This is a genomic window from Paracoccus liaowanqingii (assembly GCF_004683865.2).
Lineage (GTDB): Bacteria > Pseudomonadota > Alphaproteobacteria > Rhodobacterales > Rhodobacteraceae > Paracoccus > Paracoccus liaowanqingii.
The window spans coordinates 1,416,945-1,441,769 of sequence record NZ_CP038439.1 but is presented as its reverse complement, the minus strand read 5'-3'; the positions used below and the strand labels follow the sequence as shown (position 1 = coordinate 1,441,769).

The 24,825-nt window shown below is 71.1% G+C and carries 24 protein-coding genes; 8 read left to right on the top strand and 16 right to left on the bottom strand.

Annotated features, from left to right (window positions below; translation table 11 throughout):
- Window positions 1-9 precede the first annotated feature (9 nt).
- On the top strand, window positions 10-1,038 hold the full coding sequence (gene hemE / locus E4191_RS06895) for a uroporphyrinogen decarboxylase (protein ID WP_135312756.1): 1,029 nt from the start codon (window positions 10-12) through the stop codon (window positions 1,036-1,038).
- Here the strand turns inward: hemE and E4191_RS06890 are convergent.
- From E4191_RS06890 to E4191_RS06865, 7 genes are all read right to left on the bottom strand, one after another.
- Window positions 1,035-1,193: a hypothetical protein gene (locus E4191_RS06890; RefSeq protein ID WP_231714318.1), complete on the bottom strand. Its 159-nt coding sequence runs from the start codon at window positions 1,191-1,193 to the stop codon at window positions 1,035-1,037. The genes hemE and E4191_RS06890 overlap by 4 nt on opposite strands.
- Entirely contained in the window at window positions 1,147-1,983 is an 837-nt protein-coding gene (locus E4191_RS24130; RefSeq protein ID WP_228461623.1) for a hypothetical protein, read from the bottom strand. The genes E4191_RS06890 and E4191_RS24130 overlap by 47 nt, the downstream gene beginning before the upstream one ends.
- Before the next feature lie 62 nt (window positions 1,984-2,045).
- Window positions 2,046-2,675 carry a uracil phosphoribosyltransferase gene (gene upp / locus E4191_RS06885; RefSeq protein WP_176562650.1) on the bottom strand — a complete coding sequence of 210 codons (630 nt, stop codon included), beginning with the start codon at window positions 2,673-2,675 and terminating at the stop codon, window positions 2,046-2,048.
- The gene (locus E4191_RS06880) at window positions 2,675-3,634 is read right to left on the bottom strand and encodes an adenosine deaminase (protein WP_228461621.1); all 960 of its coding nucleotides are present in this window, start codon (window positions 3,632-3,634) and stop codon (window positions 2,675-2,677) included. Before E4191_RS06880 ends, upp begins: the two co-directional genes overlap by 1 nt.
- Complete coding sequence (locus tag E4191_RS06875) at window positions 3,631-4,809, bottom strand: phosphopentomutase (RefSeq protein ID WP_135312753.1); 1,179 nt, start codon at window positions 4,807-4,809, stop codon at window positions 3,631-3,633. The genes E4191_RS06880 and E4191_RS06875 overlap by 4 nt, the downstream gene beginning before the upstream one ends.
- Window positions 4,806-6,086: a thymidine phosphorylase gene (locus E4191_RS06870; RefSeq protein WP_135312752.1), complete on the bottom strand. Its 1,281-nt coding sequence runs from the start codon at window positions 6,084-6,086 to the stop codon at window positions 4,806-4,808. Before E4191_RS06870 ends, E4191_RS06875 begins: the two co-directional genes overlap by 4 nt.
- Entirely contained in the window at window positions 6,083-6,475 is a 393-nt protein-coding gene (locus E4191_RS06865) for a cytidine deaminase (protein WP_135312751.1), read from the bottom strand. Before E4191_RS06865 ends, E4191_RS06870 begins: the two co-directional genes overlap by 4 nt.
- A 149-nt stretch (window positions 6,476-6,624) precedes the next feature.
- On the opposite strand from E4191_RS06865, the gene E4191_RS06860 reads away from it, so the two are divergent.
- Both E4191_RS06860 and E4191_RS06855 read left to right on the top strand, forming a co-directional pair.
- On the top strand, window positions 6,625-8,904 hold the full coding sequence (locus E4191_RS06860) for an NADP-dependent malic enzyme (protein ID WP_135312750.1): 2,280 nt from the start codon (window positions 6,625-6,627) through the stop codon (window positions 8,902-8,904).
- A gap of 195 nt (window positions 8,905-9,099) precedes the next feature.
- Window positions 9,100-10,992 carry a propionyl-CoA synthetase gene (locus tag E4191_RS06855; RefSeq protein WP_135312749.1) on the top strand — a complete coding sequence of 631 codons (1,893 nt, stop codon included), beginning with the start codon at window positions 9,100-9,102 and terminating at the stop codon, window positions 10,990-10,992.
- A 70-nt stretch (window positions 10,993-11,062) separates the two neighbouring features.
- Here the strand turns inward: E4191_RS06855 and aroA are convergent, their stop codons facing one another.
- Window positions 11,063-12,394, bottom strand: coding sequence for a 3-phosphoshikimate 1-carboxyvinyltransferase (aroA, locus tag E4191_RS06850; protein ID WP_135312748.1), 1,332 nt, complete (start codon window positions 12,392-12,394; stop codon window positions 11,063-11,065).
- Window positions 12,395-12,511: 117 nt separating this feature from the next.
- Here aroA and E4191_RS06845 point away from each other — a divergent pair, with 117 nt between their 5' ends.
- Window positions 12,512-13,336 carry a DNA alkylation repair protein gene (locus E4191_RS06845; protein ID WP_135312747.1) on the top strand — a complete coding sequence of 275 codons (825 nt, stop codon included), beginning with the start codon at window positions 12,512-12,514 and terminating at the stop codon, window positions 13,334-13,336.
- Here the strand turns inward: E4191_RS06845 and E4191_RS06840 are convergent.
- Window positions 13,324-13,812 carry a hypothetical protein gene (locus E4191_RS06840; protein ID WP_135312746.1) on the bottom strand — a complete coding sequence of 163 codons (489 nt, stop codon included), beginning with the start codon at window positions 13,810-13,812 and terminating at the stop codon, window positions 13,324-13,326. The two genes, E4191_RS06845 and E4191_RS06840, sit on opposite strands and share 13 nt — an antisense overlap.
- A gap of 119 nt (window positions 13,813-13,931) precedes the next feature.
- Between E4191_RS06840 and moaA the strand changes: the two genes are divergently transcribed.
- Complete coding sequence (gene moaA, locus E4191_RS06835; RefSeq protein WP_135312745.1) at window positions 13,932-14,948, top strand: GTP 3',8-cyclase MoaA; 1,017 nt, start codon at window positions 13,932-13,934, stop codon at window positions 14,946-14,948.
- A gap of 225 nt (window positions 14,949-15,173) precedes the next feature.
- Here the strand turns inward: moaA and ispG are convergent, their stop codons facing one another.
- The 5 genes from ispG to E4191_RS06805 form a co-directional block, all read right to left on the bottom strand.
- Window positions 15,174-16,307, bottom strand: coding sequence for a flavodoxin-dependent (E)-4-hydroxy-3-methylbut-2-enyl-diphosphate synthase (ispG, locus tag E4191_RS06825; RefSeq protein ID WP_135312744.1), 1,134 nt, complete (start codon window positions 16,305-16,307; stop codon window positions 15,174-15,176).
- Window positions 16,308-16,386: 79 nt separating this feature from the next.
- Complete coding sequence (locus tag E4191_RS06820; protein ID WP_135312743.1) at window positions 16,387-17,052, bottom strand: thiamine diphosphokinase; 666 nt, start codon at window positions 17,050-17,052, stop codon at window positions 16,387-16,389.
- Window positions 17,049-17,258, bottom strand: a complete 210-nt coding sequence (locus E4191_RS06815; RefSeq protein WP_135312742.1) for a DUF2842 domain-containing protein — start codon at window positions 17,256-17,258, stop codon at window positions 17,049-17,051. Before E4191_RS06815 ends, E4191_RS06820 begins: the two co-directional genes overlap by 4 nt.
- 107 nt (window positions 17,259-17,365) lie before the next feature.
- Window positions 17,366-18,658 carry an adenylosuccinate synthase gene (locus tag E4191_RS06810; protein ID WP_135312741.1) on the bottom strand — a complete coding sequence of 431 codons (1,293 nt, stop codon included), beginning with the start codon at window positions 18,656-18,658 and terminating at the stop codon, window positions 17,366-17,368.
- Between the two features lie 189 nt (window positions 18,659-18,847).
- Window positions 18,848-19,081, bottom strand: a complete 234-nt coding sequence (locus E4191_RS06805; RefSeq protein ID WP_135312740.1) for a SlyX family protein — start codon at window positions 19,079-19,081, stop codon at window positions 18,848-18,850.
- A gap of 58 nt (window positions 19,082-19,139) precedes the next feature.
- On the opposite strand from E4191_RS06805, the gene hisS reads away from it, so the two are divergent.
- The 3 genes from hisS to hisG are packed head-to-tail and all read left to right on the top strand — an operon-like array spanning window position 19,140 to window position 22,473.
- Complete coding sequence (hisS, locus tag E4191_RS06800) at window positions 19,140-20,702, top strand: histidine--tRNA ligase (protein WP_135312739.1); 1,563 nt, start codon at window positions 19,140-19,142, stop codon at window positions 20,700-20,702.
- The gene (locus tag E4191_RS06795) at window positions 20,702-21,775 is read left to right on the top strand and encodes an ATP phosphoribosyltransferase regulatory subunit (RefSeq protein ID WP_135314362.1); all 1,074 of its coding nucleotides are present in this window, start codon (window positions 20,702-20,704) and stop codon (window positions 21,773-21,775) included. The genes hisS and E4191_RS06795 overlap by 1 nt, the downstream gene beginning before the upstream one ends.
- Window positions 21,772-22,473, top strand: a complete 702-nt coding sequence (hisG, locus tag E4191_RS06790; RefSeq protein WP_135312738.1) for an ATP phosphoribosyltransferase — start codon at window positions 21,772-21,774, stop codon at window positions 22,471-22,473. Before E4191_RS06795 ends, hisG begins: the two co-directional genes overlap by 4 nt.
- Here the strand turns inward: hisG and ccoS are convergent.
- Together ccoS and E4191_RS06780 are read right to left on the bottom strand one after the other, a co-directional pair.
- Window positions 22,443-22,616 (bottom strand): cbb3-type cytochrome oxidase assembly protein CcoS, encoded by a 174-nt coding sequence (gene ccoS / locus E4191_RS06785; protein WP_135312737.1) that lies wholly within the window; start codon window positions 22,614-22,616, stop codon window positions 22,443-22,445. The two genes, hisG and ccoS, sit on opposite strands and share 31 nt — an antisense overlap.
- Window positions 22,616-24,823, bottom strand: a complete 2,208-nt coding sequence (locus E4191_RS06780) for a heavy metal translocating P-type ATPase (protein ID WP_135312736.1) — start codon at window positions 24,821-24,823, stop codon at window positions 22,616-22,618. Before E4191_RS06780 ends, ccoS begins: the two co-directional genes overlap by 1 nt.
- Window positions 24,824-24,825 lie beyond the last annotated feature (2 nt).

The window sequence follows — 24,825 nt, the reverse complement described above, 5'->3', positions numbered from 1 at the left end:
GGAGGCCTCATGACCAAACTTCTGCTGCGCGCCCTCGGCGGCGAGACTCTGCCCACCCCGCCGATCTGGATGATGCGCCAGGCCGGGCGCTATCTGCCGGAGTACCGGGCGACGCGCGCGCAGGCGGGCGATTTCCTGTCGCTGTGCTACAATCCCGAACTGGCGGCCGAGGTCACGCTGCAGCCGCTGCGGCGCTTCGGCTTCGACGCGGCGATCCTGTTCGCCGACATCCTGTTGATCCCGCAGGCCCTGGGCGCGGATCTGTGGTTCGTGACCGGCGAAGGGCCGCGCCTGTCCACCGTCACCTCGGCCGCCGATCTGGCGCAGCTGCGTCCGGCTGACCAGATCGACGCGACCCTGTCCCCGATCTACGAGACGGTGCGGATCCTGTCGGGCGAATTGCCGCGCGAGACCACGCTGATCGGCTTTGCCGGTGCGCCCTGGACGGTCGCGACCTACATGGTCGCGGGCCGGGGGACCAAGGATCAGGGCCCGGCACATCTGCTGAAGGACCAGGACCGGGCGACCTTCGCGGCGCTGATCGACCTGATCACCGAGGCGACCATCCATTACCTGTCGCGCCAGATCGAGGCCGGGGCCGAGGTCGTCAAGCTGTTTGACAGCTGGGCCGGCAGCCTGAAGGGCCGCGATTTCGACGACTTCTCGCTGGCGCCGATCGCGCGCATCATCGCGGCGTTGAAGGCCCGCCATCCCGGCTTGCCGGTCATCGCCTTCCCGCGCGAGGCGGGGCCGCGCTATGTGGGCTTTGCCAAGGCCACCGGGGCGGATTGCCTGGCGCTGGACAATTCGGTCTCGGCCGAATGGGCGGCGGCGGAACTTCAGGTTGACGGTTGCGTGCAGGGCAACCTGGACCCGCGGCACATGGTCACGGGCGGGCCCGAACTTGTTGCCGAGGCGCAGCGGATCACCCGCAGCCTGCGCGGCGGGCCGCATGTTTTCAACTTGGGCCATGGCATCACCCCGGATGCCGATCCCGACAATGTCGCCCGGATGATCGACGCGGTGCGCAGCGCCTAGCGCGCCACGGCACCGGGATAGCCGTTGCGCCGCAGGTCGTTCAACGCGACGATCAGCGCGCGACGGTCCGCGAAGGGCCCGGCCATGATCAGGCGCAGGGGCGAGGCGTCACCCTTGACGCGGCCCTGCCCCACCGAATAGCCGCGGGCAGCCAGAGCCTGACGGGCCGTCGCCGCGCCTGCCTCGTCCGAAAAGGCTCCGATCAGGACATAGCGCGCCGAGGCGGGGATCATCTCCGGTCCGTCTGATGGCGGGTCCGCCGCAGTTGCGGCTGCGGCCTTGACGGGTGGCGCTGCGGGCGTGGGGCGCGGCTGGACTGCCGGGCGGGCGACCCTTGCGGGCGCGGCCGCCGGCGGGCGGCGATTCGCCCGCGACCTGCACCGTTCCGATCGTCAGCGGGGCCACGCGCATGCCGGGGCAGAGGCCCAGGGACAGGCCCTGCCGCGTCCCCTCGGGGTCAGGGCGATAGCCGAGCCGTGCGCAGAGGTCGGCCGAGCCCGCCAGCCCCGACGCCTCGCGCAGTGCGGGCGCCAGGGTCATCGCATCCTCGACGGCGGTCTGCATCGGGTCGGGGCGGCGCGACGGCGCAGGGTCCGACCGGACCTCGGCGGGGCGGGGATCGGCGGTCCATTCGCCGGGGCGCAGGTCGCGCGACAGCTGCTCCATCAGCAGGGTCTCGACATCGGGCGGGGCTTCTTCGGTCAGCGGCAGCACACGGTCGGCGCCCGGATCGGTGCGGCGCGCGCCAAGGCTGGGGGGAAAGCCGCAGACCGCCCGCCCCTGCCCGTCGATCCGCGCCGTCCAACCGCCATCCTCGCGGGTGAAGACGCAGCCCGAAGCGTCGATATACTGCCCGCCCGCGAAGCCGTCGGGCGGCGGCGGGCTGGGGGCCGCCTGCGCCGCCCCGCCCATCATCACAGCCACCACCCAAGCGTGAGCGTTCATCCGCACCCCCTGTCCTGCCCCAACGGTTAGCGCAGAACCCTGAAGGGCCGGTTAACGCGGCCCTATTTCGTGCCGAACATCCGGTCGCCCGCGTCGCCCAGGCCCGGCACGATATAGCCGTGATCGTCCAGCCGTTCGTCCAGCGCGGCGGTGAAGATCGGCACGTCGGGATGGGCCTGCCGCATGCGCTCGACCCCTTCGGGGGCGGCCAGAAGGCACAGAAAGCGGATGTTCTTGGCGCCGCGGTCCTTCAGCATGTCGATGGCCGCGACCGAGGAATTGCCGGTGGCCAGCATCGGATCGACGACGATGGTCATGCGCGCATCCAGTTCGCGCGGCACCTTGCAGTAGTATTCGACGGGCTTCAGCGTCTCGGGGTCGCGATAGAGGCCCACGAAGCCCACCCGCGCACCGGGGATCAGCTCGAGGATGCCGTCCAGCAACCCGTTCCCGGCCCGCAGGATCGAGATCAGGGCCAGCTTCTTGCCCTCCAGCGTGGGGGCGTCCATCTCGCACATCGGGGTCTCGATGCGGATGGTGGTCAGCTCCAGCTCGCGCGTGACCTCGTAGGCCAAGAGCAGGCTGATCTCGCGCAGGAGGCGGCGAAAGCCGGCGGTGGACACGTCCTTCTGGCGCATGATCGACAGCTTGTGGCTGACAAGGGGGTGATCGACGACGGTCAGATGGGGCATCAGGAGAATTCCTTTTTCAGGCGGTCACGGGTGGCGGTGTCGCAGAAGGCGGCCTCGGCGGCCCACAGATTGATCTGCCGGAACTCGGTATCGCCCCAGTCAAAGGTCGAGGCAAGCCGGTCGTATTCGGCCCGCAGCGTGGTGTGGAAGAAGGGCGGATCGTCGGTCGACACCGTGACCCGCACCCCCGCATCGGCCAGCCGCGCGATGGGATGGGCGTCCCACGAGGGATAGACGCCAAGCGCGATGTTCGAGCCGGGGCAGACCTCCAGCGTGATGTTCCGCTCGACCAGATCGCGGACCAGGGCCCGATCCTCGATGGCGCGGACGCCGTGGCCGATGCGGGTGCAGCCCAGATCCAGCGCCTGCCGGACGCTGTCGGGGCCCAGCCATTCGCCCGCGTGGCAGGTCAGCCCCAGCCCGGCCTCGGCCGCGCAGTCGAAGCTCCAGGCGAAATCGGTGGCCTTGTGGACCTGCTCGGCGCCGCCCATGCCGAAGCCGGTGATCCAGCCGCCGGCGGTCTCGGCCGCGCAGATCGCGCTGCGCCGGGCGCGGTCGGGGTCGAAATGGCGGATCGCGGTGACGATGCCGCGGCTGTCGATGCCGTCGGCGCGGGCGGCGTCCGCCACCTCGGTCATCGCGGCCAGATGGTCGCGCCAGGCAGGCAGGTCCGCGCCGCCGCAGAACTCGGGCGAGACGAACAGCTCGACGTAGATCACGCCTTCCTCGGCGCAGCGTTCCAGGACCTCGGCCAGCAGGCGGGCATAGTCGCGGGGGCCTTGCAGCACGCGGGTGGCGCCTTCGTAGCAGCGCAGGAAGCCCGCAAAATCGTCATAGGCATAGGCGCCGCGATCGTCGAAGACGCCGTCCAGCGTCAGGCGCTTCTCGCCCGCCAGGCTGCGGATGAAATCGGGGGGCGCCGCGCCCTCCAGATGCAGGTGCAGTTCGATTTTCTTCACAGGAAGCTGGCTCCGTGTCGGGGGGCGGGAAGGCCCAGATGGGACAGGACCGATGCCCCTATATCGCTGAAGCTCACAAGGCCCACGCCGCGGCAGCCCGCGCCGTGCCCCAGCACCGGCACCCGTTCGCGGGTGTGGTCGGTGCCGTGCCAGCCGGGATCGTTGCCGTGATCGGCGGTGAAGATCGCCAGATCGCCGGGGGCCAGCGTCGCTAGAAAGCGCCCCGCCACCGCGTCGAACCATTCCAGCTGCCGGGCATAGCCCGCGATGTCGCGCCGGTGGCCATAGAGCGCGTCGAATTCGACGAAATTGGCGAAGGTCAGGCTGCCGGGCTCGGCCGTCCCGCCAAGGCGGATCAGATGATCGGCCAGATCGGCGTCCGATCCCCCCTTGTGCAGATGGGTGATGCCGCGAAGGCTGAAGATGTCGCCGATCTTGCCGATCCCGTGGGTCACGCGCCCGGCTCCCTGCGCGATGTCCAAGATCGTGTCGCCCGGCGGGGCGATGGCGAAATCGCGGCGATGCGCGGTGCGGTGAAAGTTTCCCGGCGCCCCGGTGAAGGGTCGCGCGATGACCCGGCCCACGCGCATCTGGTGCAGCATCGGCGCCAGATCGCGGCAGAGGGCGAGCAGCCGGTCGCGGCCGAAGGCGTCCTCGTGCGCGGCGATCTGCAGCACGCTGTCGGCCGAGGTGTAGCAGATGGGCCAGCCGGTCCGCAAATGCTCGGCCCCGAAGGCCTCGATCACCTCGGTGCCCGAGGCGTGGCAGTCGCCGAGGATCCCCTCGGTCCCCGCCAGCGCGCGGATCCGCGCGGTCACGGCGGCCGGAAAGGCGGGCCGCGTGTCGGGAAAATAGGTCCAGTCCCACGGCACGGGCACGCCCGCCATCTCCCAATGGCCCGAAGGGGTGTCCTTGCCGCGAGAGATCTCGGTCGCCGCGCCCCACAGGCCCTGAGGCGCGGCCACGAGGCCCGGTGCCTCGGCCCCCGAGGCAAGGCGCAGCGCCGCCCCCAGGCCCAGGCCGTCCAGCACCGGCAGGTGCAGCGGATGGGCCGCCGCGATATGGGCCAGCGTGTTGGCGCCGGTATCGGGGCGGCCCTCGTTGAAATACGCGCCCGCGTCGGGCGCCCCGCCGATCCCCAGGCTGTCCATCACGATCAGGAAGGCGCGGCTCATCGGGTGATCCGGTCGCGGATCAGCGGGCCGGGGGCGCCCTCGCCCAGGGTATAGGCGGCCTGCACGGCGGCGATGGCGACCTCGGCCCCCAGATCGTCGGCGGCATGGACCATCGCCAGCGGCCGGTCGGGGCCGACCGGCTCGCCCAGCTTGACCAGACCGTCCAGCCCGACGCCGTGGTCGATCGCCTCGCCCGCGCGCACCCGCCCGCCGCCAAGCGCCAGCACGGCATGGCCAAGCGCCGTCACGTCGATGCGCCCGACCCGGCCCTCGGGGGTGGGCACAGGGCGGATGACGGGGGCACGGGGCAGATGCGCCTCGGGACGTTCCATCAGGTCGCGCGGCCCGCCCATCGCGGCGACCATGCGGCCGAAGACCTCGGCGGCGGCCCCGCCATCCAGCACCGCCTCCAGCCCGTCCGTGGGCTGGCCCGCCAGGGACAGGCATTCGGCGGCCAGCGCCAGGGTCAGCTCGCGCAGCGCCCCGGGGGCGCCCTGCAGGGTGCGGATCGCCTCCATCACCTCCAGCGCGTTGCCGGCGCTGCGGGCCAATGGCTGGTCCATGTCGGTGATCAGCGCGGTCGTGGGGCAGCCCGCACCATTCGCCGTCTCGACCAGCGCCTGCGCCAGCCGCCCGGCGCTGTCGGGCTTCTTCAGGATCGCGCCCGAGCCCGCCTTGACGTCCAGCACCAGCGCATCCAGCCCCGCCGCCAGCTTCTTGGACAGGATCGAGGCCGTGATCAGGTCGATCGATTCGACCGTGCCCGTTTCGTCGCGGATCGCGTAGAGGCGCCGGTCCGCAGGCGCCACGTCGCCGGTGGCCGAGACGATGGCGCAGCCGACCTGCCGCACGATGCGGCGGAAGGCGTCCTCGGGCTGGTCGCACAGATAGCCGGGGATCGCCTCCAGCTTGTCCAGCGTGCCGCCGGTATGGCCCAGACCCCGGCCCGAGATCATCGGCACGAAGACCCCCCGCGCGGCCAGCAGCGGCGCCAGCACCAGGCTGACGGTGTCCCCGATGCCCCCGGTCGAATGCTTGTCCACCACCGGGCCCGACAGATCCCATTGCAGCACATGGCCCGAATCGCGCATGGCCCGGGTCAGGGCCACGCGGCCCGCCGGTCCCACGCCCTTGGTCAGCACGGCCATGGCGAAGGCGCCCGCCTGCGCGTCGCTGACCGACCCGTCGGCCAGCCCCTGCGCGATCAGCGCCGCCCCCGGCCCGTCAAGCCCGCGCCCGTCGCGGATGGCCGAGATCACGGGGCGCGGATCGGTCATGTGCGCGCCATGTGGCCCGCATCGAAGCGCCCCGGCAGCAGATCGCCCACCGTGGTGTGCATCTGGGCCCCGTCGGTCGTGGCCAGCAGCACCGGCACGTCGGCATCCGCGAACTCGGCCAGTTTCTGCCGGCAGCCGCCGCAGGGGGGCACCGGGCTGGGGCTGTCGGCGATGACCGCCACCTCGGTCAGGCGCGTCTCGCCGGCGGCCACCATGGCGGCGATGGCGCCGGCCTCGGCGCAGGTGCCCTCGGGATAGGCGACGTTTTCCACGTTGCAGCCGCGATAGATGGTGCCCGAGGCGCCGCGGATCGCCGCGCCGACCTTGAAGCGGGAATAGGGCACATAGGCCCGTTCGCGCACCTCGCGCGCCGCCTGCAGAAGTGACATGATCCGTCCCCTTGTCCCGTGATCCCGGCGGCCAATCTGCGCCCGCGCCGCGCAAGGCGCAAGGCCGCGCATGGCCGGGCACAAGCGCGCTGTTCGTCCAGCGGAATTTGGTTTAACGGTAAACCAATTCTGAAACCGGAGGCGCAGAGATGGAAGACCGCAGGCAGGACAGCGCGCGACAGGCGGCCCTGGATTATCACGAGTTCCCGCGACCGGGAAAGCTGGAGATCCGGGCCACCAAGCCCATGGCCAACGGCCGCGATCTGGCGCGCGCCTATTCGCCGGGCGTCGCCGAAGCCTGCCTCGAGATCAAGGCCGACCCGCAGACCGCCGCGCGCTATACCACCAAGGGCAACCTGGTGGGCGTGGTCACCAACGGCACCGCCGTGCTGGGCCTAGGCAATATCGGCGCGCTGGCCTCCAAGCCGGTGATGGAGGGCAAGGCGGTGCTCTTCAAGAAATTCGCCAACATCGACTGCTTCGACATCGAGCTGGACGAGCCCGATCCGCACAAGTTGGCCGAGATCGTCTGCGCACTGGAACCGACCTTCGGCGCCATCAACCTGGAAGACATCAAGGCCCCCGACTGCTTCATCGTGGAACGCATCTGCCGCGAGCGGATGAACATCCCGGTCTTTCACGACGACCAGCACGGCACCGCCATCGTCGTGGGCGCCGCGGCGACCAATGCGCTGCGCATCGCGGGCAAGGCGTTCGAGGACATCCGCATCGTCTCGACCGGCGGAGGGGCGGCGGGGATCGCCTGCCTCGACATGCTGCTGAAGCTGGGCGTGAAGCGCGAGAATGTCTGGCTGTGTGACATCCACGGGCTGGTCCACGAGGGCCGCGAGGTCGACATGAACCCGCAGAAGGCCGCCTATGCCCAGGCCTCGGACAAGCGGGCGCTGGCCGAGGTGATCGACGGCGCCGACCTGTTCCTGGGCCTGTCCGGCCCCGGCGTGCTGACGCCCGAGATGGTGGGCCGCATGGCCCCGCGCCCGATCATCTTCGCCCTGGCCAACCCCAATCCCGAGATCGACCCCGAGGCCGCGCGCGCCGTGGCCCCCGATGCGATCATCGCCACCGGGCGCAGCGACTTTCCCAACCAGGTCAACAACGTCCTGTGCTTTCCCTTCATCTTCCGCGGCGCGCTGGACGTGGGCGCCACGACCATCAACGACGAGATGAAGATCGCCTGCATCGAGGGCATCGCAGCCCTGGCCCGCGCCACCACCGCCGCCGAGGCCGCCACCGCCTATCGCGGCGAGACGCTGACCTTCGGCGCCGACTACCTGATCCCCAAGCCCTTCGATCCGCGCCTGATGGGCGTGGTCAGCAGCGCCGTGGCCCGCGCCGCGATGGAGACGGGCGTGGCCACGCGCCCCCTGCCCGACCTGACCGCCTACAAGCAGAAGCTGGACGATTCGGTCTTCCGCTCGGGGCTGATCATGCGCCCGGTCTTCGAGGCCGCCGCGACCGTCACCCGCCGCATCGTCTTTGCCGAGGGCGAGGACGAGCGCGTGCTGCGTGCCGCCAATGCCATGCTGGAGGAAACCACCGACGTGCCGATCCTGATCGGCCGCCCGGAGGTCATCGCCATGCGCGCCGAACGCGCGGGCCTGCCGATCCGGCCCGAGCGCGACTTCCAGATCGTGAACCCCGAGAACGACCCCCGCTATCGCGACTACTGGGAGACGTATCACGGGCTGATGGCGCGGCGCGGCGTGACGCCCGACATCGCGCGGGCGATCATGCGCACCAACACCACCGCCATCGGCGCCGTGATGGTCCATCGCGGCGAAGCCGACAGCCTGATCTGCGGCACCTTCGGGCAGTACAGCTGGCATCTGCAATATGTCCGCCAGATCCTGGCCCGCGACGGGCTGGAGCCGGTGGCCGCCCTGTCGATGATCATCCTGGAGGACGGTCCGCTGTTCATCGCGGACACCCAGTGCCACAACGACCCCACCCCCCAGCAGGTGATGGAGACGGTGATGGGGGCCGCGCGCCATGTCCGCCGCTTCGGCCTGCCGCCAAAGATCGCGCTCTGCAGCCATTCGCAGTTCGGCAATACCGACAGCTATTCGGGCCGCAAGATGCGCGACGCGCTGGCCATGCTGGACGCCCGCAGCCCCGACTTCACCTATGACGGCGAGATGCATGTCGATGCCGCGTTGGACCCCGAGCTGCGCGAGCGGATCTTCCCCGGATCGCGGCTGGAGGGCGTGGCCAACGTGCTGGTCTTCGCGGGCACCGACGCCGCCTCGGGCGTGCGGAACGCGCTCAAGATGCGGGCGGGCGGGCTGGAGGTCGGGCCGATCCTGATGGGCATGGGCAACCGCGCCCATATCGTCACGCCGTCCATCACCACGCGCGGCCTGCTGAATATGAGCGTGCTGGCCGGCACCCCGGTCACGCATTACGGCTGATTCGCCTCAGGCCCGCCCCGGGGTTTGCAGAATCCGGGGCGGCGCAAGCCGGGGTTTGCAGCATCATCCGCTTTGCAAACCCTGCCGCCCGCCTGCCGGGCAATCCGCCGCGCACGACCCTCTGCTGCCGCTAACACTGTTGCGCGACAGCCCCCTTCCTGCGACAGCATCTGTCAATCTCAGGGAGGGGAAACCATGTCTTATCAGGACCTTTACGCGCGCTGGAAGGCCGATCCGGAGGCGTTCTGGATGCAGGCGGCCGATGCGGTCGACTGGACCGCGCCCCCGAGCCGCGCCTTCTTCGATCAGGGCCCGGCCGGGGAGTGGTTCGCGGACGGCATGGTCAACACCTGCTGGAACGCCGTCGACCGCCATGTCGCGGCGGGCCATGGCGACCGGCTGGCGGTAATCCACGACAGCCCGATGACGCACAGCGTCTCGCGCCTGACCTATGCCCAGCTGCAGGACCAGGTGGCGCGGCTGGCGGGCGTGCTGGCCGCGCGCGGCATCGGCAAGGGCGACCGCGTCATCATCTACATGCCGATGATCCCCGAGGCGCTGCAGGCGATGCTGGCCTGCGCCCGGATCGGCGCGATCCATTCGGTCGTCTTCGGCGGCTTTGCCGCCCACGAGCTGGCCGTGCGCATCGACGATGCCCGCCCCCGCGCGATCATTGCCGCCAGCTGCGGGCTGGAGCCGGGCCGCGTCGTTCCCTACAAGCCCCTGATGGACCGCGCCATCGCCGAGGCCGCCCACAAGCCCGATTTCACCATCGTCTTCCAGCGCCCCGATTGCGTGGCCGAGATGGTGGCGGGCCGCGATCTGGACTGGACCGAGGCCGTGGCGGCCGCCGATCCGGTGGACTGCGTCCCGGTCGAGGGCAACCACCCGGCCTATATCCTCTATACCTCGGGCACGACCGGCCAGCCCAAGGGCGTGGTGCGCCACACCGCCGGCCACTTGGTCGCCCTGGCCTGGAGCGTGCCGCATATCTACGACATCGGCCCGGGCGAGGTCTTCTGGGTGGCCTCGGACGTGGGCTGGGTCGTGGGGCACAGCTATATCGTCTATGGCCCGCTGATCGCCGGGGCGACGACCGTGGTCTTCGAGGGCAAGCCCGTGGGCACCCCCGATGCCGGGACCTTCTGGCGGGTGGTCGCGGACCACAAGGTGAAGAGCTTCTTCACCGCCCCCACCGCCATCCGCGCCGTCAAGCGCGACGACCCCGAGGGCAAGCTGGTGGGCCAGTACGACCTGTCCAGCCTCAAGGCGATGTTCCTGGCGGGAGAGCGCGCCGATCCCGACACCGTCACCTGGGCCGAGGAGCGGCTGAAGGTGCCGGTGATCGACCACTGGTGGCAGACCGAGACGGGCTGGGCCATCGCCGCCAACCCCCTTGGCGTGGGCCTGATGCCCATCCGCAAGGGCAGCCCGACCCTGCCCATGCCCGGCTATGACGTGCAGGTGCTGGACGAGGGCGGCCATCCGGTGGCCCCCGGCACGCTTGGCGCCATCGCCATCAGGCTGCCCCTGCCGCCGGGCACGCTGCCGACGCTGTGGAATGCCGAAGACCGGTTCCGCCGCGCCTATCTGGACCATTTCCCCGGCTTCTACGAGACCGGCGATGCGGGCTATGTCGACGAGGACGGCTATGTCTGGATCATGGCGCGCACCGACGACGTGATCAACGTCGCGGGCCACCGCCTGTCCACCGGCGGCATGGAGGAGGTGCTGGCCGCCCATCCCGCCGTCGCGGAATGCGCGGTGATCGGGGTGGCGGATGCGCTGAAGGGCCAGGCGCCGCTTGGCCTTCTGTGCCTCAAGAAGGGGGTCGAGACCGACCCGGCCCAGATCACCGCCGAGGTCGTGCGCATGGTCCGCGACCGCATCGGCCCGGTCGCGGCCTTCAAGACCGCCTGCGTCGTGGACCGCCTGCCCAAGACCCGCTCGGGCAAGATCCTGCGCGCCACGATGGCCAAGATCGCGGATGGCTGCGAGGTCGTGGCCCCCGCGACGATCGACGATCCGGCGATCCTGGACGAGATCCGCGCGGCCTTGGCGGGCGTGGGCTATCCGGTGCGGGCCTAGCAAGAGAGGGGGGGGCGCTGCCCCCCGTCCTGCGGACTCCCCCCGGGATATTTTCGTGAAGAAGAAAGGGCTAGGAGACGTCGGCGCCGAGGCGGGTCATCAGGGGCACGAAGTCGGGAAAGGACGTGGTGATCGGCCCGGCATCGTCGATGGTGACGGGGCGTTCGGTCGCCAGCCCCAGGATCAGGAAGGACATGGCGATGCGGTGGTCCAGATGGGTGACCGCGTGGCCCCCGCCCGGGACGCCGGCCTGGCCGTGGACGGTCATGCTGTCAGGGGTGTCCTCGACGCGCACGCCATTGGCGCGCAGGCCCACGGCCATCGCGTCGATGCGGTCGCTTTCCTTCACGCGCAGCTCGGCCACGCCGTTCATCACCGTGGGACCGGTCGCGAAGGCCGCGATCACCGACAGGATCGGGAATTCGTCGATCATGCTGGCGGCGCGGGCGGCGGGGACGGTCACGCCCGTCAGCGGGCCGTGGCGGACGACCAGGTCGGCCACCGGCTCTCCGCCCTCGTCGCGGGGGTTCTCATAGGTGATGTCGGCGCCCATCTCGCGCAGCGTGGCATAGAGCCCGTCGCGCGTCGGGTTGCGGCTGACGCCGGGGACCCGGATGTTCGATCCCGGCACGATCAGCGCCGCCGCCACCGGAAAGGCCGCGCTGGAGGGATCGCGGGGAACCGCCACCGGCTGCGGGCGCAGCTCGGGGCGGCCGGTCAGGGTGACCTTGTGCCCCTCGGGCACCGCTTCGGTGCGGATCTGCGCGCCGAAGCCCGCCAGCATGCGCTCGGAATGGTCGCGCGTGGGCTCGGGCTCGATCACCACCGTGTCGCCGGGGACGTTGAGGCCCGCCAGCAGGATCGCGGACTTGATCTGCGCGCTGGCGACGGGGGTGTGGTAGGTCACCGGGACCGGATCGGTCGCGCCTTGAACCGTGATCGGCAGGCGGCCGCCCTCGCGCGCTGTGATCCGGGCGCCGAACTGCGCCAGCGGATCGGTCACCCGCGCCATCGGGCGGCGCGACAGGCTGGCATCACCCGTGAAGGTCGCGGTGACGGGGGTCGTGGCCATCGCCCCCATGATCAGCCGCACGCCGGTGCCGGAATTGCCGCAATCGATGACGCCCTCGGGGCTGCGGAACCCGCCCACGCCCACGCCATGCACCGACCAGTCGCCGGGGCCGTGCTGGACCACCTGCGCGCCGAAGGCCTGCATGGCGCGCGCCGTGTCCAGCACGTCCTGGCCCTCCAGCAGGCCGGTGATCCGCGTCTCTCCGACGGCCATGGCGCCCAGGATCAGGGCGCGGTGGCTGATGGACTTGTCGCCCGGCACCAGCGCCTCGCCCGACAGCGGGGCGGCGCGACGCGCGGTCATCGGACGGGGATCTGCGGAATGCGACATGGGTGGACCTTCCAGGTTGTGCGGGGTCTTCTAGCCCGGCGGCCCCGGTCCTGCCACCATGATCTTGAGCATGGGCCCGCCCCGCCCTAGAAGGGGCGATCATCAAAGGAGATCCCGATGCAGGACCTGGACCGGCTGCGCGCCCTGGGCGACCCCGACCGTGCCGCCCGCGCCAGCGCCCGCCACAAGCGCGGCCGCGAGACCCTGGGCGTGCCCCCCGCGCAGATCGAGGCGCTGGCCGCAGAATGGCGCGCGGCCTTGGACATCGAGGCGCGCGTGTCGCTGGCCCGCACGTTCTGGGACAGCGACATCCACGAGGCGCGCCTGACCGCCGCCCGGCTGCTGGTGCAGGCGCGGATGCGCCCCGATGACGGGGCCTGGGACGCGATCCTGGACTGGGCGCCCCAGATCGACGGGCAGGAGATCGGCGACGGGCTGATGTCGGCGGCCGCGCGCCGCCTGGTCGCGGACCCTTCGCGGCTGGACCGGATCGCGCCCTGGGCCGGCAGCCGCAACCCCTGGCTGCGGCGCGGGCTGCTGGTGGCGACCGGCCCCTGGGCCAAGATGAACAACCCCAAGCCGCAGGACCTCGAGATCCGCGAGACGGTGCTGGCCTGGGCACTGACGCTGTCGACCGACCGCAACGGCGCGGTGCGTCAGGCAGCCCAGGCCTGGATCCGCGATCTGGCCAAGCACGATCCCGACCGCGCCGCCCTGTGGCAGCAGGCACACGAGGACCGTGTCGCCGCCCAGGCCGAGGCCCGCGCGGCGGCGGAGGATGAGGCCGAGATGGAGCCCGAGGATCTTGACGATGCCGACGCGACCCCGGCATCGGAGGGTCATCCGGACACCGGGTCCGAGGCGACCGCCTCGCCCGATCCGGACACCGCCCCCGACACCGACCCCGAGGCCCCGGACCTCACCCCCGATCAGGAGCGGTAGACCTCCAGCGTCGGCAGGTCGGTCAGCGACACGCCCAAAAGCTGCAGCGCGGGCAGCGAGACCTGGCTGCCGCTGCCGCCGCCGGTCAGGGGGATCAGCTCGACCTGGGCCGATTTCCCGGTCGCGGGGTTCACGATGCGGCCCTGCGCGCGTTCCTGCACCAGGGGCGTCTTGATCCAGAACCCGCCCTCGGACGGATTGCCAAGCGATCCGACCGTGGTGCCAAGCCGCGTCTCGGCGCTGGCCGGGGCCTGGGCCGCGGCGGCGCGCTGTTCGGGCGTGGTCGTATCCAGCTGCGCGGGCGTGGCGCGCGCGACGGGCCGGGGGCTGGGCGCGCGGGTGACGGCGGTGGCGGCCGAGACCTGCGCCTCGGTCGCCTGCGGGGCCGAGGGACGGTCGGTCAGCGCAGCCATCTGGGTGCAGCCCGCCAGGGTCAGGGCAAGCCCCAGGGCGGCGGCAAGGGGGGTCGGACGCATCGAAATCTCCTTCGTTCCGGTCTTGGCGCAGCTTAGACACGGGGTCCGTCCAAGGTCCACCGCCCGCCGCGCCGAATGCCCCGCTTGTGAGCAGCCCGCCGCCACCCTAGATTGGGGGGATGGACATGCACCCCCCCCTGCCCGCGCTGATCGACCCCTTCGCCCGACCCATCACCTATCTGCGGGTCTCGGTCACGGACCGCTGCGATTTCCGCTGCGTCTACTGCATGGCCGAACACATGCAGTTCCTGCCCAAGGCCGACCTGCTGACGCTGGAGGAGCTGGACCGCCTCTGCACCGCCTTCATCGGGCTGGGCGTGCGCAAGCTGCGCATCACCGGGGGCGAGCCGCTGGTCCGTCGCGGCATCATGGGGTTCTTCCGGCAGGTCGCGCGCCATCTGGGCACGGGCCTGGACGAGCTGACGCTGACCACCAATGGCAGCCAGCTGGCCCGCCACGCGGCGGAGCTGGCCGAGATCGGGGTCCGGCGCGTGAACGTGTCTCTGGACACGCTGGACCCGGACAAGTTCGCGGCGATCACCCGGTGGGGCCGCCTGCCGCAGGTGCTGGAGGGGATCCGTGCCGCCACCGCCGCGGGCCTGCGCGTCAAGATCAACGCCGTCGCGCTGAAGGGCGTCAACGACAGCGAGCTGTTCGACCTGGTCCGCTGGTGCGGTGACGAGGGCCATGACCTGACCTTCATCGAGGTCATGCCGATGGGCGAGATGGGCGAGGAGAACCGCCTCGATCAGTACTGGCCCCTGTCCGACCTGCGCGCGCAACTGGCCGAACGCTTCACCCTGATCGACCTGGCCGAGCGCACGGGCGGCCCCGCCCGCTATGTCAGGCTGGCCGAGACGGGCCAGAAGATCGGCTTCATCACGCCGCTGACCCACAACTTCTGCGAAAGCTGCAACCGCGTCCGCGTCACCTGCACCGGAGAGCTGTTCATGTGCCTGGGCCAAGAGGACAATGCCGACCTGCGCGCGCCCCTGCGCGCCAGCCCCGACGACGCGGCCTTGGAGCAGACCATCCGCGCCGCCATCGCCCGCAAGCCCAAGGGCCATGACTTCGACTATTCGCGCCAGAGGATCGACGGCCAGATGACCCGCCACATGAGCCATACCGGCGGCTAGGACGCTCTCTCGCTCCCGGCGACGGGCCTCCAGATATCCTCGGGGGGGGCCGGCCGGAGCGCCACCGGTCCGAGCACCGGCCGGAGCGCCACCGGTCCGAGCACCGGCCGGAGCGCCACCGGTCCGAGCACCGGCCGGCGACAGGGCGAAGCGCCCCCGGCTAGCGACGGGATGAAGCGCCCTCGGCCGGCCGCAAGAGGAAGCGCCCCCGATCCTCGCGCGGCGCTACTCGGCGGCCGCCTCCGCTGCCCGCGCCTCGGCCTCCAGGACCTCGGCGCGCTTCTCGACCAGCTCGACGATGTGATCGACCATCTGGTCGTTGGACAGCTTGTGGCTCTGCTTGCCGGCCATGTAGACCATGCCCGAGCCCGCGCCGCCGCCGGTGAAGCCCAGATCGGTCATCAGCGCCTCGCCGGGGCCGTTCACCACGCAGCCGATGATCGACAGGCTCATCGGCGTCTTGATGTGCTCCAGCCGCTGCTCCAGCGCCTCGACCGTTCGGATCACGTCGAAGCCCTGGCGCGCGCAGGACGGGCAGCTGATGATCTGCACGCCGCGCGTCCGCAGGCCAAGCGATTTCAGGATCTCGAAACCGACCTTGACCTCCTGCACGGGATCGGCGGACAGGCTGACGCGGATCGTGTCGCCGATCCCCGCCCAGAGCAGGTTGCCCAGGCCCACGGCGGATTTCACCGTGCCGCCGACGAAGCCGCCGGCCTCGGTGATGCCCAGATGGATCGGCGCATCGGTGATCTCGGCCAACTGCGCATAGGCGGCCGCCGACAGGAACACGTCGCTGGCCTTCACGCTGATCTTGAACTCGTGGAAATCGTTGTCCTGCAGGATCTTGATGTGATCCATGCCGGATTCGACCATCGCATCCGGGCAGGGCTCGCCGTATTTCTCCAGCAGATGGCGCTCCAGCGACCCCGCATTGACGCCGATGCGGATCGAGCAGCCGTTGTCCTTGGCGGCCCGGATCACCTCGCGCACGCGGGCCACGTCGCCGATATTGCCCGGGTTGATGCGCAGGCAGGCGGCGCCCGCCTCGGCCGCCTCGATGGCGCGCTTGTAGTGGAAATGAATGTCCGCCACGATCGGCACCGGGCTTTCGCGGCAGATCTCGCGCAGCGCCGCGGTGGTCTCCTGGTCCGGTGCGCTGATGCGCACGATGTCGGCCCCCGCCTCGGCGCAGGCGATGACCTGATCCAGCGTGGCGCGCACGTCATGGCCGTTGGTGTTGGTCATGGTCTGCACGCTGATGGGCGCATCGCCGCCCACCGGCACATTGCCCACCATGATCTGGCGCGAGATGCGGCGCGGGATGTTGCGCCAGGGACGGATCGGGTTCAGCGACATGGGCAGCCTCCGGGGGTTCGCCCCTCAGATAAGGCATCGCAGGCCCGCCGACAACCGCCCGCCTCAGCGCCCGCTCGCCTCAGACACCGATCGCCTCCAGCACCGCCTCCAGGCAGTCGCGCGGCAGCATCAGCAGCACCTGCCCCTCGATCTGCAGGGCGACCGGACCCAAGGCGCGGTTCGAGGTCCCGACCCGCCCGCCCGGCGCAAGGTCGATCCCGTCGATGGGCCATTCCAGCCCCCGGCTGCGCCCCCGCGCCGGTCCCATGGGAAAGAGCGACACCCGCGTCCCCGCGCGCAACGGCAGCTTCAGCCGCGGGGGACAGGCCAGAACCACGTCATCGGGCGCCAGCATCACCACCAAGGGCGCGCCCGGCTGCACCAAGGCCGTCAGCGCCGCCAGCGTGTGATCCAGACGCAAGCCCGCAAAGCCCACCGCGACGATCAGCGGTGCGGCGATCCGATCCAGGCATTTGGTGAAATCCGTGCTGTCCTGCTCGGCCACCTCCAGCAGCCGCCCCGCAGGCACCAGGTCCCGCGCAGCATCCGACAGGCTGTCCAGATCCCCGATCACCCAGTCCGGCCGCCGCCCCAGGGACAGGGCACGATCCGCCCCCCCATCCGCCGCGACCAGCAGCGGCGCCACGGCCAGCGCCTGATCCAGATCGACCGCAGCGACCGCCCCGCCACCGATCACCGTCACCCCGCGCGGATCACGGACAGGACGGACGCCCGGTCCCGTCACCCCTTGCCGACGCCCAGGAAGACCCGCTTGAAGGGCAGCGCCCACAGTACCCCCAAGCCGACATAGATCATGAGCTCGATCCAGATCGGCTGGCGCCCGAAGCGCCCGTCCAGCCAGTTCATCAGCGTGACCGCCGCCATCACGTAAAGCGGCAACGCCACGACCAGGATGAAGATCGACCACCTCTTGCGGGCCTTCAGCTGCATGACGGGACGTCCTTTCATCTTGGCAGAAATATCCCCAGGGGGTCCGGGGGACAGGATGTCCCCCGGCGGCCGCGGGACGCAAGGGGACGCAGGGTCGCAAGCCGGCGTCAGTCGGCGAAGGGATCCGTGACCAGGATCGTGTCGTCGCGCTCGGGGCTGGTCGACAGCATGGCCACGGGGCAGCGGATCAGCTCCTCCACGCGGCGGACATACTTGATCGCGGCGGCAGGCAGCTCGGCCCAGCTGCGCGCGCCGGCGGTCGAGTCCTGCCAGCCCTCCATCTCCTCATAGATCGGGGTCACCTTGGCCTGCAGCGCGGCGGCGGTGGGCAGATAGTCGTACTGCACGCCGTCGATCTCGTAGCCGGTGCAGATCTTCAGCGTCTCGAACCCGTCCAGCACATCCAGCTTGGTCAGGGCGATGCCGTTCACGCCCGAAATCGCGCAGGTCTGGCGCACCAGCACCGCGTCGAACCAGCCGCAGCGGCGCTTGCGGCCCGTGACGGTGCCGAACTCGTGGCCGCGCTCGCCAAGCCGCTGGCCGTCCGCATCGGCCAGCTCGGTCGGGAACGGGCCCTCGCCCACGCGGGTGGTATAGGCCTTGACGATGCCCAGCACGAAGCCGATGGCACCCGGCCCCACGCCCGTCCCCGAGGCGGCGGCCCCCGAGGTCGTGGTCGACGAGGTCACATAGGGATAGGTGCCGAAATCGATGTCCAGCAGCGACCCCTGGGCGCCCTCGAACAGGATGCGCTTTCCGGCCTTGCGCGCGTCGCCCATGATCTTCCAGACGGGCTGGGCATAGGGCAGCAGCTTGGGCGCGATCTCCATCAGCCGGGCCTTGAGGTCGGCGCGGTCGATGGGCGTGGCGCCCAGGCCCATGCGCAGCGCGTCGTGATGGGCCAGCAGGCGGTCGAGGCGCGACTCCAGCGTCTCCTCGTCGCCCAGATCGGCGACGCGGATGGTGCGGCGGCCGACCTTGTCCTCGTAGGCGGGGCCGATGCCGCGCCCGGTGGTGCCGATCTTGGCCTTGCCGGCGGCGTCCTCGCGCAGCTTGTCCAGATCCTGGTGCAGCGGCAGGATCAGCGGCGTGTTCTCCGCGATCATCAGGTTCTCGGTCGAGATGGCGACCCCCTGCCCGGCCAGCCGGTCGATTTCCGAGAACAGCGCCCAAGGGTCCAGCACGACACCATTGCCGATCACCGCCAGCTTGCCCGGCCGCACGATGCCCGAGGGCAGCAGCGACAGCTTGAACACCGTCTCGCCGATGACCAGCGTATGGCCGGCATTGTGACCACCCTGGAACCGCGCGATCACATCCGCCCGTTCCGAGAGCCAGTCGACGATCTTGCCCTTGCCCTCGTCGCCCCACTGGGCCCCGACAACCACCACATTGGCCATGACCGATCCTTTTCGCTGTCCGAAAACTTTTTCGTCCCGCGTCTAGCGCATCGCCCGGCGCGGGGAAAGGCGCGATTTCCCAAGGAGGGCGGGACCTTGCCAGGGGGCGAGAGGCCGGGGGCGCTTCGCCCCCCGGACCCCCCGAGGATATTTATGCCAAGATGAAAGGTGGGAGTGCGACGCCCCGTCTCAGTAATGCGGGGGGCGCTGGTCGGCGAGCGCGACCTGGCCGGGGGCGTCGGCCTGGCGGTCGGCCTCGGCCTGCAGCAGCAGGTCCAGGCGGCGGGACAGCCGGGCCAGGTCGCGGTCCTGACGGACGATGACCTCGGACAGGTCCTCGGTCAGGCGGGCCAGATGGGCCAGCGCCTCTTCCAGCTGCAGAAGCCGGTCCTGCGCGCCGGGCGCTGCGGGCTGCTTGTCCATGTCGTCACCTTCCGTTAGAGCGGCGCCTGAATATGGGCCCGAAAAGGCGACCGATACCATGGCAAAAGACAAGAAGCAGCCCCGCCCCAAGGCCGAGACGCCCAAGGGGTTCCGCGATTACTTCGGCAGCGACGTGACCGAGCGCAAGCGCATGCTGGACCGCATCGCCGAGGTCTATCACCGCCACGGCTTCGATCCGCTGGAGACCAGCGCCGTCGAGACGGTCGAGGCTCTGGGCAAGTTCCTGCCCGACGTGGACCGCCCCAATGCCGGCGTCTTCGCCTGGCAGGAGGAGGCCGTACCGGGCGGCGGCACGGCGGGCGACTGGCTGGCCCTGCGCTACGACCTGACCGCGCCCCTGGCCCGGGTCGCCGCGCAGTACCGCAACGACCTGCCCAGCCCCTATCGCCGCTATGCGATGGGGCCGGTCTGGCGCAACGAGAAGCCCGGTCCGGGGCGGTTCCGGCAGTTCTATCAATGCGATGCGGATACGGTCGGCTCGGGGTCGGTCGCGGCGGATGCCGAGATCTGCGCGATGCTGGCCGATGCGCTGGAGGCCGTGGGCATCGCGCGCGGCGACTATCTGGTGCGGATCAACAACCGCAAGGTCCTGAACGGGGTGCTGGAGGCCGCGCTGGTCGACTTTGATCAGCTGAACGCCGAGCCCGGGACAATGCTTGATGCAATGAGGCAGGGTTTGCAGGTCAATAACCAAGGTAAGGCATTGGCTATCTCTGACGCAGTCCTGCGCACGATCGACAAGTTCGACAAGGTGGGCCGCGACGGCGTGCTGGCCCTGCTGACCACGGGGCGGCGCGACGAGAGCGGCGCGCAGATCGAGGGGGTTGGCCTTTCCGAGGCGCAGGCCGCGCCGGTGCTGGCCTTCCTGACCTCGAAGGGCGCGGACAATGCCGCGACGCTGGACAAGCTGCGCGCCGCCGTGGGCGCCTCGCAGACGGGCGCCGAGGGGGTGGACGAACTGGCGCAGATGGCGGGCCTTCTGTCCGCGATGGGCGTGGCCGAGGACCGGGCCGTGATCGACCCGTCGGTCGTGCGGGGCCTGGGATACTATACCGGGCCGGTCTTCGAGGCCGAGCTGACCTTTGTGATCCTGGACGAGAAGGGCCGCAGGCGGCAGTTCGGCTCGGTCGCGGGCGGCGGGCGCTATGACGGGCTGGTCGAGCGCTTCACCGGCCAGAAGGTCCCGGCCACCGGCGTCAGCATCGGGGTGGACCGCCTGCTGGCCGCCCTGCGCGCCAAGGGGCTGGCCGGGGACGAGGCGGCGGGTCCGGTCGTCGTGACGGTCATGGACCGCGACCGCATGGCCGACTATCAGGCGATGGCGGCGGATCTGCGTGCCGCCGGGATCCGGGCCGAGGTCTATCTGGGCAACCCCAAGAACTTCGGCAACCAGCTGAAATATGCCGACAGGCGCGGCGCCCCGGTGGCGATCATCCAAGGGCAGGACGAGGCCGCGCGCGGCGTCGTGCAGGTCAAGGACCTGATCCTGGGCGCGAGGATCGCGGCAGACGCCACACTGGACGAATGGAAATCCCAGCCCGCCCAGACCGAGGTGACGCGCACCGATCTGGTGGCCGAAGTGCGGCGGATTCTGGGATGATCACCAAGCGCGACAAGCGGGATGTCGGCCAGCGCCTGCTGGCCCGCTTTCGGGCGGCCGGCGCCGAGGAGGTCGCCCCCGACATCCTGCTGCCCGCCGAGAGCCTGCTGGACCTCTATGGCGAGGACCTGCGCGCGCGCGCCTATGTCACCGCCGACCCGATCCGGGGCGAGATGATGCTGCGCCCGGATTTCACCGTGCCGGTGGTGCAGGCGCATATGCAGACGGGCGCCGAGCCCGCGCGCTACTGCTATCTGGGCGAGGTCTTCCGCAAGCAGGACATGGGCGACACCCGCCCCGAGACGCCGCGCGACCACGAATACCTGCAATGCGGGTTCGAGCTGTTCAGCCGCGATCCCGCCGCCGATGCCGAGGTCTTCGCGCTGTTCCACGAGGCGCTGGCGCCCCTGGACCTGCGGGCCGAGACGGGCGACATGGGGCTGCTGTTGGATGCCGTGGCGGGGCTGCCGCTGACGCAGGCGCGGGCCGCGGCGCTGTCCCATCACATCTGGCGCCCGGGCCGTTTCGCGCGGCTGCTGGGGCGGTTCTCCAGACCAGCCGTGGCGCGGGCGTTTCCGGACAGCACCGCGTCCTGGGCCGGGATGCGGTCCGAGGACGAGATGATCCGCCGCATCGCGCGCCTGCAGGCCGATGCCGCCGTGCCGCCGTTGTCCCCGGTCTGGACCGAGCGGCTGGAGCGGCTGTTCGCGCTGCGTGCGCCCGCCCCGGACGCGCTGCCGGTGCTGGCGGACCTGGCCCGCGACATGCCCGCCATCACCCCCGCGGTGGACCGCATCCGCGCGCGGATGGACGCGATCGCGGCGCGGGGGATCGATCTGGGCGCGGTGATCTTTGATGCCAGCCACGGCCGCACCACGCTGGAATATTACGACGGCTTCACCTTCACCTTCCATGCCGACCGTTCCCTGCCCGGGCGCGCGACATGGCCGCCCGTCGCCTCGGGCGGGCGCTATGACGCGCTGACCCGGGTGCTGGGTCGGGGACGCGAGATCCCCGCCGTGGGCGGCATCATCCGCCCCGGACTGGTCGCCGAACTGGAGGCTTCCGCATGATCCGCCTTGGGGTGCCGTCCAAGGGGCGGCTGATGGAGCAGACGTTTGACTGGTTCGCCGCGCGCGGCGTGCGCCTGTCGCGCGCCGGCTCCGACCGCGAATATGCGGGCCGGGTCGAGGGCGCGGAGGGCGTGCAGCTGGTCCTGCTGTCGGCCGGAGAGATCCCGCGCGAGCTGGCGGCGGGCCGGATCGAGCTGGGCGTCACCGGCACCGATCTGGTGCGCGAGAAGCTGGCCGGCTGGTCCTCGGACCTGGTCGAGCTGGCGCCGATGGGCTTCGGGCATGCCGACCTGATCCTGGCGGTGCCCGACTGCTGGCGCGACTGCCGCGACCTGGACGATTTCGCCGCCGTCGCCCGCGATTTCCGCGCCCAGCACGGGTTCCGCCTGCGCATCGCCACCAAGTACCATCGGCTGGTGCGCGCGCATCTGGCCGCGCACGAGGTCGCCGACTACCAGCTGGTCGACAGCCAGGGCGCGACCGAGGGCACGGTCGCCAACCAGACCGCCGAGGCGATCGCCGACATCACCTCGTCGGGCGAGACGCTGCGGGCCAACAACCTGCGCATCCTGGACGAACCGCCGATCCTGCGCTCGCAGGCGACGCTGTTCGCGGCCCGCACGGCCCTGGGTTCGGATCTGGACGCCTTCGCCGCGATCCTGGGCCTTCAGTCGGGGGGCGTGTCGGGCCGGGGGTGATCGTCCCACCGGTCCGACAGCACCCGTTCGCCGTCGCCCTTGGGATCCTCGAACTGGCGGTTCCTCAGCGCCCAGAGAAAGGCGCCCAGGCCCGCCGCCCCCAGGGCCAGCGAAACGGGAATCAGGATGACCAGGATCTCCATCAGCGGGCCTTTCCGTTCAGGCGGAGCGCGTTCAGCGTCACGGTGATCGAGCTGACCGACATGGCCAGCGCCGCCAGCAGGGGCGTCGCCATCCCCAGCAGCGCGATGGGCACCGCGATCACGTTGTAGCCGATCGAGATGGCGAAATTCTCGCGGATGCGTCGCGTGGCCAGGCGCGCGATGACCAGCGCCTCGGCCACCGGGGCCAGGGTGCGGCCGGTCAGCACCATGTCGCTGGCCACCCGCGCCGCATCCAGCGCGCTGGCCGGAGAGATCGAGGCATGCGCCCGCGCCAGCGCCGCCGTGTCGTTCAGCCCGTCGCCCACCATCAGCACGCGGGCGCCCGCATCGGACAGCCGGGCGATGGCGTCGGCCTTGCCGGTGGGGTCGATCCCCGACCGCCAGTCGTCGATGCCCAACTCTGCCGCCAGCGCCGCCACCGGCGCCGCGCGGTCGCCCGACAGCAGGATGACCCGCAGCCCGTCGGCCCGTAGCCGCGCGATGCACGCCTCGGCACCGGGGCGCAGGCGGTCGGAAAAGTCCAGCCGCAGCGGCGGCTGATCCCCCACCGCCAGCCAGCTGGACAGGGTCGCGCTGTCCGCCTGCGGATCCAGCCCCAGCCAGTCGGCGCGGCCGAGGCGCAACGCCTGCCCCTGCCAGATGGCGCTGACGCCCTGCCCCGGATGCTCGCGCAGATCCGTGACGGTGGCGGGCAGCGTGCCCTCCAGCCCCTCGGCCAGCGCCCGGGACAGGGGGTGGGACGATCCCTGCGCCAGCGCCAGGGCAGGGGCGCGCAGATCCTCGGGGATCCGGGTCAGCAGCAGCGGCTGGCCCAGGGTCAGCGTGCCGGTCTTGTCGAAGACCACGGTGTCGACCTCGGCCAGGCGCTCCAGCGCGGTGCCGTCCTTGATCAGCAGCCCGCGCCGGAACAGCCGCCCCGAGGCCGAGGTCACCACCGCCGGCACCGCCAGCCCAAGCGCGCAGGGGCAGGTGATGATCAGCACCGCCGCCGCCACGTTCACGGCCAGCCGCAGGTCGCCCGTGCCCCAGAACCAGCCCAGGAAGCTGCCGAAGGCCAGCAGATGGACCACCGGCGAATAGGCCCCGGCAGCGCGTTCGGCCAGCGAGGTATAGCGGCCCCGCGCGGTCTCGGCCGCCTCCACCAGCGCGGTCAGCCGCGCCAGAGAACTGTCCTGCCCCGCCGCCGTGACCCGCAGGTCCAGCGGGCCGGTCAGGTTCACCTCGCCCGCCTGCAGGGCCATGCCGGGGCCCGCCGGGACGGGCAGCGTCTCGCCCGTCAGCAGGGCGCGGTCGATCTCGCTGCGCCCCTGGGCGATGATCCCGTCGGCGGGGATGCGCCCGCCGGGCCGCACGCGGATCAGATCGCCCGGGCGCAGGTCGGCCACCGCCACCGGCTTTTCCACCATCCCCGAGATCAGGATCGCGCGCGGCACCTCCAGCGCGGTCAGCTCGGCCGCGGCGGACCGGGCGATGGCGCGGGTGCGGTGGTCCAGATAGCGCCCGATCAGCAGGAAGAAGCACAGCATCACCGCCGCGTCGAAATAGGCGTGATGGCCCGATTGCGTCGTCTCGAACACGCTGATCGCGCTGGCCAGGATCAGCGCCAGAGAGATCGGCACGTCCATGCCCAAGCGCCGCGCCTTGATCGAGGTCCAGGCGCTGGCGAAGAAGGGCTGGCCCGCGAAGGCCACGGTCGGCAGGGCGATGGCGCCGCTGATCCAGTGGAACAGGTCGCGGGTCGCGGCCTCGGCCCCCGACCAGACCGCGACCGACAGGATCATCACGTTCATCATCGCGAAACCCGCGATGCCGATCCGCATCAGCAGGTCGCGCCCCGCCCGGTCGGCGGTGGCCCCGGCCAGCGCGTCGGGGTCCAGCTCGTGCGCCTGATGGCCCGCGCGGGCCAGCACCGGGATCAGGTCCGGTGCGGTCAGGCCGGGCGCCTCGACGGTCACGCGGCGCAGCGTCAGGTTCACCCGGGCGGCCCGCACGCCCGGATGGGCCATCAGCGCGCCCTCGACCGAGGTGATGCACAGCGCGCAATGCGCATCGGGCAGCGACAGGACCAGCCGGGCGGGATGCGCGGCCTCGGCCCGGTCGGCCAGGCGCTGCGCCAGCGGGGCGGCATCGCAGGCGGGGCAGGCCCCGAGCCGGGGCTGGTGGCCGGCGGCGGACAGATCGGCCATGA